A 16877-nucleotide genomic window follows, 5' to 3' on the forward strand; every position below is an offset into this window, starting at 1 on the left:
CGGCTGAACCGCGCTAGCCGTCGGCCTCGTGGGCCCAGGTCAGCAGGGTGTAGTCGCGGCCGCCCTTGCCGGTCACGTGCTCCGGCTCCGCCTCCGTGAGGCGGAAGCCGAGCCGGTCGGCGACGGCGACGCTCGGGCCGTTGTCCGGCTCTATCTGCAGCAGGACGCGGGAGAGGCCGAGCGTCGTGTGGGCGTACTCCGTGAGGAGCCGGGTGGCGCGTGCCGCAAGGCCCTCTCCGCGGTGTGCGGCCCCGACCGCGTAGCCGATGGTGCCGCGCGTGAGGCTGAGCAGGATCTCGCCCAGGGGCCGCACGCCGTCGGTGGTGATCGCGAGGTTGATGCGCTTGCCCTCGCTGTCGCGGATCGCCTGGAGGTAGTCGGCGGCGGCGGCCTCGTCGAAGGGCGAGACGAGCGGGGTTCGGTGGGCGACGGCCGGGTCGTCGAAGAGTTCGGCCATGACCGGCAGGTCGTCGCTCGTCCACTCGCGCAGGACGAGTCCGTCACCGGTGATCCGCAGGGACTCGGGCATGGGACCACCGTATCGGCGTAGTTGGGAGACTGGGGGCGTGATCCGTACCGACGAACTCGAGCGCCTTCCCGTAACTGCCGCCCTGCCCGCGCTGCGCGGCGCCCTCGACGACCACGGTGTCGCCGTGCTGTGCGCGCCGCCCGGCACCGGCAAGACGACTCTGGTGCCGCTGGTGCTCGCGGGGCTCGTCGGGGACGGTCCGGTACGTCGTGTCGTGGTCGCCGAGCCCCGGCGCATCGCGGCGCGGGCGGCCGCGCGGCGGATGGCGTGGCTGCTCGGCGAGAAGGCCGGCGGGAGCGTCGGCTACACGGTGCGCGGTGAGCGTGTGGTGGGGCGGCACACGCGCGTGGAGGTCGTCACGACGGGTGTGCTGCTGCAGCGGCTGCAGCGGGACCAGGAGCTGGCCGGGGTCGATCTGGTCGTGATCGACGAGTGCCATGAGCGGCATCTGGACGCGGACACGGTGGCGGCGTTCCTGGTGGACGTGCGGGCGGCGCTGCGGCCCGAGCTGCGGCTGGTGGCCGCGTCGGCGACGACGGACGCGGAGGGATGGGCACGGCTCCTGGGGGACGCGCCGGTGGTCGGGGCGGAAGGGGTCTCGCATCCGGTGGACGTGGTCTGGGCGCCGCCCGCGCGTCCGGTGCGGCCGCCGCACGGGATGCGGGTGGATCCGGCGCTCCTGACGCATGTGGCGGCGACGGTGCGCCGGGCGCTGGCCGAGCGGGCGGGCGACGTGCTGTGTTTTCTGCCGGGGGTCGGCGAGATCGCGCGGGTGGCGGGGCAGTTGGGCGATGTCTCCGTAGAGGTGCTCCAGGTGCACGGGCGGGCTCCGGCAGCCGTGCAGGACGCGGTGCTCGCGGGTTCGGCGGGCGGTGCGCGCAGGGTGGTGCTCGCGACGTCGGTGGCCGAGTCGTCCCTGACGGTGCCGGGGGTGCGGGTGGTCGTCGACTCGGGGCTCGCGCGGGAGCCGCGGGTGGACCACGCGCGGGGGCTCAGCGCGTTGACGACGGTACGGGCTTCGCAGGCGTCGGGCCGGCAGCGGGCGGGCCGCGCGGGGCGTGAGGCGCCGGGGGTCGTCTACCGGTGCTGGGCGGAGGCGGAGGACGGGCGGCTGCCGCGTTTCCCCGCGCCGGAGATCAAGCTGGCCGACCTGACGGCGTTCGCCCTGCAGACGGCCTGCTGGGGCGATCCGGACGCCTCTGGGCTCGCCCTGCTCGACGCGCCGCCCGGCGGTGCGATGGCGGCGGCGCGGGCCGTCCTGACGGCGATCGGGGCGGTGTCCCCGGAGTCGGGGCGGGTGACGGAGCGGGGGACGCGGCTGGCACGGGTGGGTCTGCACCCGCGGCTGGCCCGCGCCCTGCTCGACGCGGCACCGGTCGTCGGCGCCCGGCGGGCGGCGGAGGTGGTTGCCCTCCTGAGCGAGGAGCCTCCCCGTGAGTACGGGGACGACCTCGCGGCGGCGTGGCGTTCCGCCCGGCGCGGCGGGGACGGGTACGCGGGCCGGTGGCGGGCCGAGGTCCGCCGCCTCACGGCCGCAGGGCCGGCGCCGGGGGGCACCTCAGCGTCCACGCCTCCGGCGCGGGATCTTTCCCGCCCACCCGGCCACGGGGGCGGCGATGAACACGACGCCGGGCTCGTCGCGGCGCTGGCGTTCCCCGAGCGGGTCGCACGCCGGGTGGAGGGCGGAACGTACCTCATGGTCGGCGGGACCCGCGCCGAGGTGAGGCCTGCGTCCGCGCTGACAGGCGCCGAGTGGATCTCCGTGGCCGTGGCCGACCGGCCCGTGGGCGCGGGGCACGCGCGCGTGCTGCTCGCCGGGCACGTCGACGAGGACGTCGCGCGCGATGCGGCGGCCCCGCTGTACGCCGACGAGGACGAGGTCGTCTGGGCGGACGGGGATCTCGTCGCGCGGCACGTCGAGCGCCTGGGGGCCGTCGAGCTGGTCGTGCGCCCCTTGAAGAACGCCGACCCCCGTCTCGTACGCGAAGGGCTCCTTGCCGGACTGCGGGCGGAAGGGACCGGGCTTCTCAACTGGTCGCGCGGCGCGAGCGAACTGCGGCAGCGGCTGGCGTTCCTGCACCGGCATCTCGGGGCGCCCTGGCCCGACGTATCGGAAAACGCGCTCCACGCGCGCGTGGACGATTGGCTGGAGCCTGAGCTGTCCAAGGCGCGGCGCCGGTCCGACCTGGGCCGTATCGACGCCGGGCAGGCCCTGACGCGGCTGCTGCCGTGGGCGACCGGTGAGGCGACCCGGCTCGACGCGCTCGCCCCGGAGCGGGTGGAGGTGCCGAGCGGGTCCAGGATCCGGATCGACTACGCGGACCCCGAACAGCCCGTGCTCGCCGTGAAGTTGCAGGAGATGTTCGGTCTCGCCGAGACCCCGCGCGTCGCGGGCGGCACCGTACCCGTCCTCGTCCATCTGCTGTCCCCCGCGGGCCGCCCCGCCGCCGTCACCGCCGATCTCGCGTCCTTCTGGCGGGACGGGTACCGGGCGGTGCGGGCGGAGTTGCGCGGGCGGTATCCGAAGCATCCGTGGCCGGAGGATCCGGTGGGGGCCGAGGCGACGCGGTTCACGAAGGCGCGGCTGAAGGGCTGACCGCGCGGCGCGGGCCCGAGCGGTTCCGGTTCAGGCGTTGACCGGTTCGGGCTCTGCGGCCTCCGTGGGTTCCGGGTCGCCGGGTCGCCTGCTGCGGGCCTCCAGCCACAGGGAGAGCGCCAGCAGGAGCAGGCCGAGGCCCAGGAAGCCCCAGGGCAGGTACGAGGTGAGCATGAGGACCAGGACGCGCTGGGACGTCACCAGGTCGACGGTGTCCTTGATGTAGTCCTCGCGCATCTTCACGTGGCCGGAGAAGACGGTGACCTTGTCGCGGCCGCCCAGGAGCGTGCCACCGCGCAGTTCGTTCCGCTGGATCTCCTCTCCGTAGACGGGCGCCCCGGTGGTCGGCTCGACCCAGAACTTGCGCACGGTCGTGTACCAGCGGGTGGTGCCGGTCTTGGCGAGGGACTCCGGAGTGATGCCCTTGACCGGCATCGTCTTGGGGAAGGGGACCTTGGTCCAGGGGATGGTCTGCTCGAAGTAGTAGACCTCCACCCCGCGGAACGTCCGGGTGCCCTTGTAGTGGATGGGCTTGGTGACGCGGGCCTGCGCGTCGAAGTACTCGTAGTCCCGCTTCTCGGTCAGGAAGGGCCACTTGAACTCGATGCCCTGCCGCTTGACCGGGTCGCCGTCGACCGACTCGCCCTTGGCGTTCACCGGCTCCTGGCTGTGCGCGTCGAAGATGTAGCGCTCGGGGACCTTGGAGACCATCTTTCCCTCGCCGTCCTGGACGTAACTGAGCGCGTCCCAGACCACGACGTCGCGGTCCTCGCTCTTCTCGACCTGCTCCGAAGCCTCCACGTTGCCCTTGAGGGTCTGCACGATGGTGACCTTGTCGACCTTCTTGGCCTTCATGGAGCCGTAGTCGATGAGCGTCGGGTTCTTCGCCTCGAGGACCGCCTCCTGGTACTGGCTGGGCGGGATCTTGGCGAGGCGCGGGAAGGCGTACCAGCGCATGAGCGGGGACATCGCCGTGAAGAAGACGGCGAAGGCGAGCAGGATCAGGCTGGCCTTGCGGCGCATCGCGGCGGCCCTCCCTACGTTATGGGTGCTCGGGGGCGTTAGAGGTGCTCGGGGACTTAGGGGTGCTCGGGGACGGTGGTGAGGAGCGGTTCCGGCGACGTCTCGCCGGGCGGGGCACCGATGGCCGTGATCGTCAGGACCAGGGCAAGGGCGACGGCAAGACCGGTCGCGGCGGCGATGAGAGCGCGCATGCGGATCCTCCCGAGGCGGGACGCTGATGACTCCGACACCCGGACGCACCGACCATGAACTGACAGGGCGTCAGGGCTGGGGCACCGTAGCAACGCGGCCGCGAGATGAGAACACGTTGCACACACAGGAACGCCCCCGCGCCGATCGGGCGCGGGGGCGTTGCGTGGGAGACGTGCGGTACGCGGGGTGCGGCCGGGGCCTAGGCCGCCGGGGCCGCCACCTTCAGTTCGACGGTGAGCGTCGCGCCGCCCGCGGTGGTGATGCGGAGCAGATAGCCGCCTGCCGCGTCGTCCGCGTACATCTTCGGGAGCTTCAGGACTCCGTTCGCGTCCGTCTTCAGGGACTTGAGCGTGCGGACCGGCTTTCCGTCGGCGTCCTTGAAGTAGGGGCCCTTGTCGTTGGCCGTGGCGTCGTCCGCCGACTTGATCATCGTGGCGGTGGCCGCGACACCGTCCGCCGCCGCTCCCTTGTACGTCGCCTTGACCTCCACCTGGTCGGCGAACTCCGCGCCCGGCGCGCAGGTCAGCGCCTTGTCGCTGGTCCTGGCGAGCGCGTCGGCCTGGCGCGCGGTGACCGTCGCCGTGAAGTCGAGGCCGGGCAGCGAGCGGCCGACGACGGTGGCCCGCACCGTGAACTCGCCGCTCTTCTCCCCCGCCTCGATCACCGGGGCGGTGGCCTTGCCGGTGGCGCTCGTGGTGACGGTGGCGCTGGTCGCGCCGCCGTCGAAGCGGGCGTCCGTGTCGCCGACGATCGCGAACTTCACCTTGGCCTTGGCCACGGCGGAGCCCGACGCGGACTCGGTGCGCACCACCACGCGCCCCGCGAAGGCGTCGCCCGCGGTCGCGGAGAGCTCGCCGGTACCGGCGTCCTCCAGGCGCGAGACGCGGTCGGTGGGCGAGGGGGTGGGGTCGGGGCTCTCGGAGCCGCCGCCGGTGGGCGGGGTGGTCGGGCCGGTGCTGCCACCGCCGCCGGGCTCGGACGGCTTGCCCGAACCGGGCTTGTCCGTACCCGGCTTGCTCGGCTCGTCCGGCTTCGGCGAGGGCGAACCGGAGCCGCCCGGCGTCGGGCTCGGCGTGACGCCCGGCAGGTTGCCGTCGCTGCGGTCGTCCGGCAGGATGCCCGTGCCGTCGGGGATCTCGTGGGTGCCCTTGCGGTAGTACTCCAGCCACGACAGGACCGTGCGCAGGTACTCCGTCGAGTGGTTGTAGCTCAGGATCGCCTTGTGCAGGGCGCCGCCGTCGGACTCGTCGGACAGGTCGCGGCCGTTCGCGCAGAGGTAGTGGCCTGCGGCGAGCGCGGCGTCGTAGATGTTGTTCGGGTTCTTCTTGCCGTCCCCGTTGCCGTCCTGGGCCCAGGTGTCCCACGTCGAGGGGATGAACTGCATGGGGCCGACCGCGCGGTCGTGCGTGGTGTCGCCGTCGTACGCGCCGCCGTCGGTGTCGGTGATCTTCGCGAAGCCGTTGCCGTTCAGGACCGGGCCGAGGATCGGCTTGAGCGTCGTGCCGTTCGCGTCCACGCGGCCGCCGCGGGCCTGGCCCGACTCGACCTTGCCTATCGCGGCGAGCAGCTGCCAGGGGAGGTTGCAGCCCGGCTTGGAGGCGGCGAGCGAGGACTCGGCCTTCTTGTACGCGTCCAGGACGGTGGCCGGGAGGCCCGCCTCGACGTCCTTGTCGCCGCCGCTGGGGGCGCCGGTCGGCGGGACGGGGGTGTTCAGGGGCGGCAGGTCCGTGTAGTAGGGCGAGTTGCCGGTCGCGGAGTCCGCGGGCGGTGGTGTGGCGTCGGACGCTCCCGCCCGCTCGTCGCGCGGGACGTCCGTGACGCCCGGCGCCTGGGACGCCGCGAGCGCGGCCACCGCCGCCGCGGCCACCGCGGTGGTCACCGCTCCCCTGCGCAACCGCCTGCCGAATACCGCCGCCATGACCGTGGACCCCTCCCCTGGACGACTCTGCGTGCCGCCACCCGCACTCTTGTGCTCCCCTGCGGGCCGACCCAGGCGACACTACGACAACTTCCGGCGCCCAGGCACCCGTTCGCGCCCGGTTTTCACCGGTTGGCCGAGTCCTGTTCGGGTGGGACCGAACCGTCGGGGACCTCGCTGATCTCGCTCTCCGGGGTCAGTCCCTGCCCGGCGGCGCGGCCCTTGTTGAGGGCGCGGTGCACGGCCTGCGCGATGCGTTCGATGGTGCGGACGCCGTACTTCATCGTGGGGTTGTCATGGGAGAGGACGACGATCCGGTAGGTGCGGCTGCCGGCGTCAGGGGCGGTGAACGCTCCGATGCTGTGCACCCGCCAGCCGTGGGTGGAGCGGGGCAGCCAGCCGTTCTTGAGGTGCGCCCTGATGCCGCGCGGCATTCCCGCGGGCACGCCCCAGCGCTGGTCGCGGCGCACCTCGTTGAGCTGTTTCAGTCCGTACGCGCGTGAGGCGGGCGTCAGCAGGGACTTGGCCCTGGACGTCGTGAGGACGCCGAGCAGGCGGAGCTGGTCGGCAGCGGTGGTGCGGGTCAGGCCCCACAGGCCGTACGGGTTGAGGGTGGTCGCCGTGGTGCCGGCGCGGCGCAGGAAGCGGGCGATGTACGGCTGGCCCAGGTCGTCCCAGAGGCGGCGGGCCGCGGTGTTGTCCGAGCGGATGATCATCGGGCGGATCTTGCGGCGCTCCCAGGCGGTGAGGCCGCGGCGCCAGTCCTGGGCCCTGCGCAGGGCCGCCTCCATGATCATGACCTTGGCGATGCTCGCCGTGTCGTAAGGGCGGCTCTCGGCGAGGGCGCAGTTCAGGCCCGTGTCGGGGTCGTGGACGGCGACGGAGACGGTGCCGCTCCTGGCCGCCAGGACGGCGCGGATGTCGCGGGAGAGCCGGGTGGCGAGGGTCGGGTCCTTGCGGGCCGTGCAGGGCGCCGCGAGCTGCGCCGTACCGGCTTTCGGGGCGGTCGCGGTGACCGTTGCGGGGAGGGGGCCGAGGAGGGTGGCGACCAGTGCCGTAGCGATGGCTATTCGGCGCTTTCGCAGGTGAGAGGCCATGCGGTCATCGTGGCGGGGGTACCTGGCCGGGGCGCGGGGGCGGGGGCCAGGTGGGTGAGGGGCCCCGCGGGGCGAGGGCAGGGCCGGCTGCGCCCTGGCCCCGCTGAATCTCGTCGGCGGGGCCAGGGGACCAGTCCGCGCGGCGTCAGTGCGCTGCCGACTCCCAGTCCGGGCCCACGCCCACCGAGACGTCCAGCGGCGCCCGCAGTGTCACCGCTCCCGCCATCTCGCGGCGGACGATCTCCTCCGCCGCGGCGGCCTCGCCCGGAGCGATCTCCAGGACGATTTCGTCGTGGACCTGGAGCAGCATGCGGGACTTCAGCTCGGCCTTGGTCAGGGCCGCGTCCACGTTCAGCATCGCGATCTTGACGATGTCGGCGGCCGTGCCCTGGATCGGGGCGTTCAGGGCCATCCGCTCGGCCATCTCGCGACGCTGGCGGTTGTCGCTGTTGAGGTCGGGAAGATAGCGGCGGCGGCCCAGCATCGTCTCCGTGTACCCCGTCGCGCGGGCCTCGTCGACGGCTCGGCGCAGATAGTCGCGTACGCCGCCGAAGCGCTCGAAGTAGGTGTCCATCAGCGAACGGGCCTCGCCCGCCTCGATGTTCAGCTGCTGGGAGAGGCCGAACGCCGAGAGGCCGTAGGCAAGGCCGTACGACATCGCCTTGATCTTGCGGCGCATCTCCGCGTCGACGTCGGAGCCGTCCACGCCGAAGACCTGGGAGGCGACCGTGGTGTGCAGGTCCTCGCCCGAGGTGAACGCCTCCAGGAGGCCCTCGTCCTCGGAGAGGTGCGCCATCACGCGCAGTTCGATCTGGCTGTAGTCCGCGGTCATCAGGGCCTCGAAGCCCTCGCCGACCACGAAGCCGCGGCGGATCGCGCGGCCCTCGTCCGTGCGGACCGGGATGTTCTGCAGGTTCGGGTCCGTGGAGGACAGGCGGCCCGTCGCCGCCACCGTCTGGTTGAAGGTGGTGTGGATGCGGGTGTCCGCGGCGATCGTCTTGATCAGGCCCTCGACCGTGACGCGGAGCTTCGCCTGCTCGCGGTGGCGGAGCATGATGACCGGCAGCTCGTTCTCCGTCTGGGAGGCGAGCCAGGCCAGGGCGTCCGCGTCCGTGGTGTATCCGGTCTTGGTCTTCTTCGTCTTCGGGAGGTTCAGCTCTCCGAAGAGGACCTCCTGGAGCTGCTTGGGCGAGCCCAGGTTGAACTCGTGCCCGGCCGCCGCGTGCGCCTCCTTCACCGCCTGCTGCACCGCGCCCGCGAACTGCTGCTCCATCGACTCCAGATGGGCGCGGTCCGCCGCGATGCCGTGCCGCTCCAGGCGGGCCAGGAGGGTGGACGTGGGCAGCTCGACGTCTTTGAGGAGCTCGGCCGCGCCGACCTCCTTCAGCTTCTCGCCGAACGCCTCGCCCAGGTCGAGGATCGTGCGGGCCTGGGCCATCAGCGACTCGGCCTCGGCCTGGTCGTCCTCTTCTGTACCGAAGGCGAGCTGTCCGTCGGCCGCGGAGGCGGGGGCCAGCTCCCGGCCCAGGTATTCCAGCGACAGGGCGTCGAGGGCGAAGGAGCGGCGGCCCGGCTTGACCAGGTACGCGGCGAGGGCCGTGTCCATGGTGACGCCGTCCACCGCCCAGCCGTGCTCGGGGAAGACCCGCATCGCGCCCTTGGCGTTGTGCAGGACCTTGGGCTTCTTCGGGTCGGCGATCCAGGCCGCGAACGCGTTCTCGTCTGCCTCGTCCAGGCGGGCCGGGTCGAACCAGGCCGCCGCTCCGCCGGCCGCCGCGAGGGCCACCTCGGTGACCGAGCCCGTGCCGAGCTGCCAGGTGTCGACCGTGGCCACGCCGAGGACCGCCTTGCCGTGCTCGGCGAGCCACGGGGCCAGCTCGCCCGCGCCGAGCACCGAACCGTCCAGCTCCACGCCGGGCTCGGCCGGGGCCTCCTCCGCCTCCTCGGCGCCGGGGTCGACGGCGAGGAGCCGCTCGCGCAGCGAGGGGTTACGGATCTCCAGGGTGTCCAGGACCATGGCGAGGGCCGTGCGGTCGTACGGAGCGCGCTCCAGATCGGTGACCGTCTTGGGCAGCTCCACGTCACGCACCATCTCCGTGAGACGGCGGTTGAGCTTCACCGCCTCCAGGTGGTCCCGGAAGTTCTGCCCGGCCTTGCCCTTGACCTCCTCGGCGCGCTCGACCAGATCGGCGAAGGAACCGAACTGGTTGATCCACTTCGCGGCGGTCTTCTCGCCGACACCGGGGATGCCCGGCAGGTTGTCCGACGGGTCGCCGCGCAGGGCCGCGAAGTCCGGGTACTGGCTCGGCGTGAGGCCGTACTTCTCCTGGACCTTGTCCGGGGTGAAGCGGGTCAGCTCGGAGACACCCTTCGTGGGGTACAGCACCGTCACGTGGTCAGTGATCAGCTGGAAGGAGTCGCGGTCGCCGGTGACGATCAGGACCTCGAAGCCGGCCGCCTCCGCCTGGGTGGCGAGCGTGGCGATCACGTCGTCCGCCTCGAAGCCGTCCACCGCGAAGCGGACCGCGTGCATCGCGTCGAGCATCTCGCCGATCAGCTCGACCTGGCCCTTGAACTCGTCCGGGGTCTTGGAGCGATTCGCCTTGTACTCCGGGAACTCCGAGGAGCGCCACGTCTTGCGCGAGACGTCGAACGCCACCGCGAAGTGCGTGGGCGCCTCGTCGCGCAGCGTGTTCGCCAGCATCGACGCGAAGCCGTAGATCGCGTTCGTCGGCTGGCCCGTCGCCGTGGTGAAGTTCTCCGCGGGCAGCGCGAAGAACGCCCGGTACGCCAGGGAGTGCCCGTCCATGAGGAGCAGGCGGGGGCGCTGCTCGCCACTCGGCTTCGTCGCGGTCTCGGACTTCTTCTTCGCTGCTTTTTCTGCCACGTCCCCGATCCTGCCACGCCCCACTGACAGTCCGGCCCAACCCTCACCCGCCGCCGCCCTGTCGGTGCCGCGTGGGAGGATCGCAGATGTAGCTCACGTATGTGCTCGAAGGGGAGCCGACCATGGCAAGCAAGCCGCCCAAGGGCGATCCGGTCCAGGACGCGCCGCAGGTGGCGGAGGTGCAGCACGCCGCGGCGGGGCTGCCCGCCATCGGTCATACGCTGCGGATCGCCCAGCAGCAGATGGGCGTGCGCCGCACGGCACTGACGCTGCTGCGGGTCAACCAGAAGGACGGCTTCGACTGCCCCGGCTGCGCCTGGCCCGAGCCGGAGCACAGGCACAAGGCGGAGTTCTGCGAGAACGGCGCGAAGGCTGTCGCCGAGGAGGCGACGCTGCGCCGGGTGACCCCCGACTTCTTCGCCGCGCACCCCGTCGCGGACCTCGCGACGCGCAGTGGGTACTGGCTGGGCCAGCAGGGCCGGCTCACCCACCCCATGTATCTGGCGGAGGGCGCCGAGCGGTACGAACCGGTCTCATGGGAGCGGGCGTTCGACATCGTCGCGGAGGAGCTGGCCGCCCTCGACAGCCCGGACGAGTCCGTCTATTACACGTCGGGCCGCACCAGCAACGAGGCGGCGTTCCTGTACCAGCTGTTCGCCCGCGAGCTGGGCACGAACAACCTGCCGGACTGCTCCAACATGTGCCATGAGTCGTCGGGCTCGGCGCTCACGGAGACGATCGGCATCGGCAAGGGCAGCGTGCTGCTCGAAGACCTCTACAAGTCGGATCTGATCATCGTCGCCGGGCAGAATCCGGGCACGAACCATCCGCGCATGCTCTCCGCCCTGGAGAAGGCGAAGAACAACGGCGCGAAGATCATCACGGTCAATCCGCTGCCCGAGGCGGGCATGGAGCGCTTCAAGAACCCGCAGACCCCGGCGGGCATGCTCAAGGGCACCGCCCTCACGGACCTCTTCCTGCAGATCCGCCTCGGCGGCGACCAGGCCCTCTTCCGGCTCCTGAACAAGCTGGTCCTTGAGACGGACGGCGCGGTGGACGAGGACTTCGTCCGTGAACACACCCATGGGTACGAGGATTTCGTCGCCGCCGCGCGGGACGCCGACTGGGACGAGACCCTGAAGGCGACGGGCCTGACCCGCGAGCGCATCGAGGAGGCGCTCGCCATGGTGCTCGCCTCGAAGCGCACCGTCGTGTGCTGGGCGATGGGCCTGACCCAGCACAAGCACGCGGTGTCGACCATCCGCGAGGTGGTCAACTTCCTTCTGCTGCGCGGCAACATCGGCCGTCCGGGCGCCGGCGTCTGCCCGGTGCGCGGGCACTCGAACGTGCAGGGCGACCGCACGATGGGCATCTTCGAGCGGCCCGCGCCCGCCTTCCTCGACGCCCTGGAGAAGGAGTTCGGCTTCGCGCCGCCGCGCGAGCACGGCCTGGACGTCGTGCGTGCCATCAAGGCGCTGCGGGACGGCGAGGCGAAGGTGTTCTTCGCGATGGGCGGCAACTTCGTGGCGGCTTCGCCCGACACGGAGGTGACGGAGGCGGCGATGCGCAAGGCCCGGCTGACCGTCCATGTGTCGACGAAGCTGAACCGTTCGCACGCCGTCACGGGAGCGCGGGCGCTGATCCTGCCGACGCTCGGCCGCACGGAGCGCGATCTTCAGATCACCCCGGAAGGGAAGCACGCCGAGCAGTTCGTGACCGTCGAGGACTCCATGGGCATGGTGCACGCCTCGCGCGGGCGCCTCGAGCCCGCGAGCCCGCACCTGCTCTCCGAGCCGGCCATCGTGTGCCGCCTGGCCCGTCGCGTCCTCGGCCCCGAATCGGCAACACCCTGGGAGGAGTTCGAGAAGGACTACGCGACGGTGCGCGACCGCATCGCGCGCGTGATCCCCGGCTTCGAGGACTTCAACGCGCGCGTGGCGGACCCCGCGGGCTTCGCCCTGCCGCACGCGCCGCGCGACGAGCGCCGCTTCCCCACCGCCACGGGCAAGGCCAACTTCACCGCGGCACCGGTCGAGTTCCCGGAGCTTCCCGAGGGGCGGCTGCTGCTCCAGACACTGCGCTCGCACGACCAGTACAACACCACGATCTACGGCCTCGACGACCGCTACCGGGGCATCAAGAACGGCCGCCGGGTCGTCCTGGTCAACCCCGACGACGCCCGCGAGCTGGGCCTCGCGGACGGTTCGTACGCGGATCTGGTCAGCGAGTGGCGGGACGGCGTCGAGCGGCGCGCGCCCGGCTTCCGGGTCGTGCACTATCCGACGGCCCGTGGCTGCGCGGCGGCGTACTACCCGGAGACGAACGTACTGATCCCGCTGGACGCCACCGCCGACACCAGCAACACCCCTGCCAGCAAGTCCGTCGTCGTACGCCTGGAACAATCGGGTACCGACTGAGCGTTCGCTCAGCGACAGCAACGGCGACAACCGTGGACGACGATCGGAGCAGGGCCCCATGGGCGAGCAGCACAGCGTGAAGTTCCCGCAAGAGGTCATCGACGAGTACGCCGCGCTCGGCGTCGACCTGCCCGCCCTGTTCTCCGCGGGCGACCTGGGCACCCGGATGGGCGTCCAGATCCTCGAGGCCTCCGCGGACCGCGTCGTCGGCACGATGCCGGTCGAGGGCAACACCCAGCCGTACGGCCTGCTGCACGGCGGCGCGTCCGCCGTGCTCGCCGAGACGCTCGGCTCGGTCGGTTCGATGCTGCACGGCGGCAGCAAGAAGCTCGCCGTGGGCGTCGACCTGAACTGCACGCACCACCGCGGCGCCCGCTCGGGCCTGGTCACGGGCGTGGCGACGCCCGTGCACCGGGGCCGCTCCACGGCGACGTACGAGATCGTGATCACCGACGAGCAGGACAAGCGGGTGTGCACGGCGCGCCTGACGTGCATGCTGCGGGAGATGGACCTCAACGGTTCGGCGGCGTAAGGCGGTTGAGGGCGAGCGCACCGGCGCATTGTCGGAGCGTACGGCTCCGGTCTAGCGTCTGTGCATGACGCACCGTCCGTGCACGAGGCACCGGAAACAGCTCTGTGCGCTCGCCCTCACCACCGTCCTGACCGCCGCACCCTGTCTCACCGGATGCGGCGGCACCGACACCGCAAGCCCCGGCAGGACCCCCGCCCCCTCCCCGAGCACCACATCCCCCGAGGACCTCTGCACCCTCTTGATCACCAAGTGGGGGCGCCAGATCTACGACTCGGGCAAGGAGACGTACGGCGACTACCAGTCGATGGGCCTCTCCAACGGCCAGTACATGATCCTGCGCGACACGCTGGAGCTGGCCCGCGCCGAGCGCAAGCGCCAAGGGACGGCCGCGGGGCGGGAGTTGATCGCCCGCGAGGCCCGCGAACGGTGCGCGAAGCGCTACCGCGACGGCGCCCCGAGCGGCGGGCCGTGGGTGTGATGGCCATCGGCCCGGTCGAGCCCGGCGACGACACCTACGACACGCACGCCACGTACGCGGACGGCGTCACCGTCCGCCCGGTGGAGCCGCCCCGACCGCGCCTCACCCGGCGCCGCCGCACCGCCCTGGCCGCCGCCGTGGCCCTGGCCGTCGGCGTCACGGGGCTCACCCTCTATCTGACGCGCCCCAGGCCTCCGGAGCCGCCACCCCCGCTGCATCCGTCGCAGACGGTGTCCGTGACCTACGAGGGCGGGATGTCACGGCCCGAGGCCGGCGACCGCACGTTCACGTTCGCGGTCAGCATCGCCCAGGACTCCGGGCCGCCGGTGTCGGTGCGGCGGATCGCCCAGCCCTCGGCCGCCCTTTCGGTCACCGCCACCCCTGACACCCCATTCACGGTGAAAACCGGAACACCGCGCAAGGCGCGCATCACGATGCACATTCGCGAATGCGGGAAAGTGCCACGGAATGCCGGACTCCCTTTCCTGGAAGTAACACTGCGTAATGTCCGTGCAAAGCAGACGCAGAGTTTCATCCTCGGCTCGACGTACGCAAATGATCTTTCTCGCGCACTGGCGGCCGCATGCCCCCGAACTCCGGTGTCATGAGTAAAACCCCCCGACAGTCCTGCAAGTTCTCAGCATGCGGATGCGCCGAAGGGGGCATTTTCCGCCCCAACCGCCCCCTCGGTTCCAGCCCGGAATACTCCGTGGCATAACAAGAGCGTCACACCTTTGGCCTGACCACTCCACCAGGAACAAAGCGACCCTTAGAGTCACGGCCAGTCACCGCGCCCACCGGATTCCTGTCAGTTCGGTTCCGCGCTCGACTCGGCCACCCAACAGGGGAGGGCCGTGCCAGGGGAAAGGACTGATCGTGCGTCAACGTTCGCTCATAGCCATCACCGCTGCACTCACCGCGGGGGCACTCACCCTCACCGCCTGTGGCTCACGCGACGACAAGGACAAGGGAGACTCCGCGGGCGGCGGTACCACCGTGGTCATCGGCGTCGACGCGCCTCTGACCGGCGACCTGTCCGCGCTGGGCCTCGGTATCCGCAACTCCGTGGATCTCGCCGCCAAGCAGGCCAACGAGAAGAAGTACGTCGACGGCATCACCTTCAAGGTGCAGCCCGCCGACGACCAGGGCCAGCCCGCTTCGGGCCAGACCAACGCCACGAAGTTCGTCGCCAACAAGGACATCCTCGGCGCCGTCGGCCCCCTGAACTCCTCCGTCGGCGAGTCGATGCAGAAGGTCTTCGACGACGCGAAGCTCGTCCAGGTCTCCCCCGCCAACACCAACCCGGCCATGACCCAGGGCCCGGACTGGAACGGCGGCAAGAAGGTCCGTCCGTACAAGGCGTACTTCCGCACCGCGACCACGGACGCCATCCAGGGCCCGTTCGCCGCGCAGTACCTGTACAACGACGCCAAGAAGAAGAAGGTCTTCGTCATCGACGACAAGAAGACCTACGGCGCCGGTCTGGCCGCCACCTTCACGGACGAGTTCAAGAAGCTCGGCGGCAAGGTCGTCGGCACCGAGCACGTGAACCCGGACACCAAGGACTTCGGCGCGGTCGCCACCCAGATCAAGAACTCCGACGCGGACGTCGTCTACTACGGCGGCGAGTACCCCGCGGCAGGACCGCTCAGCAAGCAGATGAAGAAGGCCGGCGCCAAGATCCCGCTGGTCGGCGGTGACGGCATCTACAGCGCCGACTTCGTCAAGCTCGCGGGCAAGGAGGGCAAGGGCGACCTCGCCACCTCCGTCGGCCAGCCCGTCGAGAAACTGCCGTCCGCCAAGGAGTTCATCGCGAACTACAAGAAGGCCGGCTACAAGGAGGCCTACGAGGCCTACGGCGGCTACTCCTACGACTCCGCCTGGGCGATCATCGAGGCCGTGAAGAAGGTCGTCGAGGACAACGACGGCAAGCTTCCCGACGACGCCCGCGAGAAGATCGTCGAGGCCATGCAGGACGTCTCCTTCGACGGCGTGACCGGCAAGGTCTCCTTCGACCAGTACGGCGACGCCACCAACAAGCAGCTCACCGTGTACGAGGTCAAGTCCACCGAGGACCCGGCCAAGGGCTGGAGCCCCGTCAAGTCCGGCACCTACACCGGCTGATCCACCCCGCAGCCCACGACACCTCCGCGCGGGGCGCTGCCTGACAGCGCCCCGCGCGGCGTCGCATCCGTCACCTAAGCCGTCCGGCCACCTCGGGGCACCGCCACCGCAAGCCGGCCGCACGGCACCGAAAGACTCGGAGGACCTGCGGTGCACGAACTGCCGCAACAGCTGGTCAACGGCCTGCTATTGGGATCCATGTACGGCCTGATCGCCATCGGCTACACAATGGTCTACGGCATCGTCCAGCTCATCAACTTCGCCCACGGCGAGATATTCATGGTCGGCGGCTTCGGCGCGCTCACCGTATGGCTCTGGCTGCCGGGCGGCACCAGCATGTGGGTCGCCCTGCCCCTCATGCTCATAGGCGCCATCATCGTCTCCACCCTCATCGCGGTCGGCGCGGAACGTTTCGCCTACCGACCGCTGCGCGGCGCGCCACGCCTCGCACCCCTGATCACGGCCATCGGCCTCTCGCTGGCCCTCCAGCAGGCGGTCTGGGCCTGGTACCCGAACGCGAAGTCGTCCCGCACCTTCCCCGAGATCCCCGGCGACTCCATCCACATCGGCTCCGTCACCATCCAGCCCGGCGACATCTTCCTGCTGATCACCGCCCCGATCTGCATGTTCGCCCTCGGCTGGTTCGTGATGAAGACCCGCGTCGGCCGCGGCATGCAGGCCACCGCGCAGGACCCCGACACCGCCAAGCTCATGGGTGTCAACACCGACCGCGTCATCGTCGTCGCCTTCGCGATCGGCGCCGCGTTCGCCGGTATCGCCGCCGTCGCGTACGGCTTCCGATACGGCGAGGTCCAGTTCCGCATGGGCTTCCTCTGGGGCCTCAAGGCGTTCACCGCGGCCGTACTCGGCGGCATCGGCAACATCTACGGCGCGATGCTCGGCGGCCTCGTCCTCGGCATCGCCGAAGCCATGGCCACCGCCTACATCAACGACATCCCCGGCATGAGCCAGCTCGGCGGGCAGTCCTGGGCCGACGTCTGGGCCTTCGTACTCCTCATCGTCGTACTCCTCGTCAGGCCACAAGGTCTCCTTGGCGAGCGCGTCGCGGACAGGGCGTGACAAC

Annotated in this window: 13 protein-coding genes; 7 read left to right on the top strand and 6 right to left on the bottom strand. The window is 71.1% G+C overall.

Translation table 11 applies throughout. The features are described from left to right. Positions 1 to 13 precede the first annotated feature (13 nt). Positions 14 to 529, bottom strand: a complete 516-nt coding sequence (locus ACIBKX_RS01310; RefSeq protein WP_363272390.1) for a GNAT family N-acetyltransferase — start codon at positions 527 to 529, stop codon at positions 14 to 16. A gap of 37 nt (positions 530 to 566) precedes the next feature. On the opposite strand from ACIBKX_RS01310, the gene hrpB reads away from it, so the two are divergent. Then, a complete protein-coding gene (gene hrpB / locus ACIBKX_RS01315) occupies positions 567 to 3125 on the top strand; it encodes an ATP-dependent helicase HrpB (protein ID WP_363272391.1) in 2559 nt (852 codons plus the stop codon). Positions 3126 to 3155: 30 nt separating this feature from the next. Here the strand turns inward: hrpB and ACIBKX_RS01320 are convergent, their stop codons facing one another. The 5 genes from ACIBKX_RS01320 to polA form a co-directional block, all read right to left on the bottom strand. Beyond that, on the bottom strand, positions 3156 to 4148 hold the full coding sequence (locus ACIBKX_RS01320) for a DUF3068 domain-containing protein (protein ID WP_363272392.1): 993 nt from the start codon (positions 4146 to 4148) through the stop codon (positions 3156 to 3158). A 56-nt stretch (positions 4149 to 4204) separates the two neighbouring features. Beyond that, positions 4205 to 4339 (bottom strand): SPW_0924 family protein, encoded by a 135-nt coding sequence (locus ACIBKX_RS01325; RefSeq protein WP_363272393.1) that lies wholly within the window; start codon positions 4337 to 4339, stop codon positions 4205 to 4207. A gap of 200 nt (positions 4340 to 4539) precedes the next feature. Further along, complete coding sequence (locus ACIBKX_RS01330; protein WP_363272394.1) at positions 4540 to 6258, bottom strand: lytic transglycosylase domain-containing protein; 1719 nt, start codon at positions 6256 to 6258, stop codon at positions 4540 to 4542. 125 nt (positions 6259 to 6383) lie between these two features. After that, complete coding sequence (locus tag ACIBKX_RS01335) at positions 6384 to 7355, bottom strand: serine hydrolase (RefSeq protein ID WP_363272395.1); 972 nt, start codon at positions 7353 to 7355, stop codon at positions 6384 to 6386. A gap of 145 nt (positions 7356 to 7500) precedes the next feature. After that, positions 7501 to 10242: a DNA polymerase I gene (polA, locus tag ACIBKX_RS01340; RefSeq protein ID WP_363272396.1), complete on the bottom strand. Its 2742-nt coding sequence runs from the start codon at positions 10240 to 10242 to the stop codon at positions 7501 to 7503. 122 nt (positions 10243 to 10364) lie between these two features. Between polA and ACIBKX_RS01345 the strand changes: the two genes are divergently transcribed. From ACIBKX_RS01345 to ACIBKX_RS01370, 6 genes are all read left to right on the top strand, one after another. Beyond that, complete coding sequence (locus ACIBKX_RS01345; RefSeq protein ID WP_363272397.1) at positions 10365 to 12659, top strand: FdhF/YdeP family oxidoreductase; 2295 nt, start codon at positions 10365 to 10367, stop codon at positions 12657 to 12659. A gap of 58 nt (positions 12660 to 12717) precedes the next feature. Beyond that, positions 12718 to 13191, top strand: a complete 474-nt coding sequence (locus tag ACIBKX_RS01350; RefSeq protein ID WP_363272398.1) for a hotdog fold thioesterase — start codon at positions 12718 to 12720, stop codon at positions 13189 to 13191. Between the two features lie 64 nt (positions 13192 to 13255). After that, entirely contained in the window at positions 13256 to 13669 is a 414-nt protein-coding gene (locus ACIBKX_RS01355) for a hypothetical protein (protein WP_363272399.1), read from the top strand. Further along, the gene (locus tag ACIBKX_RS01360; RefSeq protein WP_363272400.1) at positions 13669 to 14277 is read left to right on the top strand and encodes a Tat pathway signal sequence domain protein; all 609 of its coding nucleotides are present in this window, start codon (positions 13669 to 13671) and stop codon (positions 14275 to 14277) included. The genes ACIBKX_RS01355 and ACIBKX_RS01360 overlap by 1 nt, the downstream gene beginning before the upstream one ends. 268 nt (positions 14278 to 14545) lie before the next feature. Then, on the top strand, positions 14546 to 15793 hold the full coding sequence (locus ACIBKX_RS01365) for a branched-chain amino acid ABC transporter substrate-binding protein (protein ID WP_363272401.1): 1248 nt from the start codon (positions 14546 to 14548) through the stop codon (positions 15791 to 15793). A 150-nt stretch (positions 15794 to 15943) separates the two neighbouring features. Beyond that, on the top strand, positions 15944 to 16873 hold the full coding sequence (locus ACIBKX_RS01370; RefSeq protein WP_363272402.1) for a branched-chain amino acid ABC transporter permease: 930 nt from the start codon (positions 15944 to 15946) through the stop codon (positions 16871 to 16873). Positions 16874 to 16877: the final 4 nt, after the last annotated feature.

The sequence above is a fragment of the Streptomyces sp. NPDC050658 genome, assembly GCF_044457025.1.
In the GTDB taxonomy this organism is placed as follows: Bacteria; Actinomycetota; Actinomycetes; order Streptomycetales; family Streptomycetaceae; genus Streptomyces.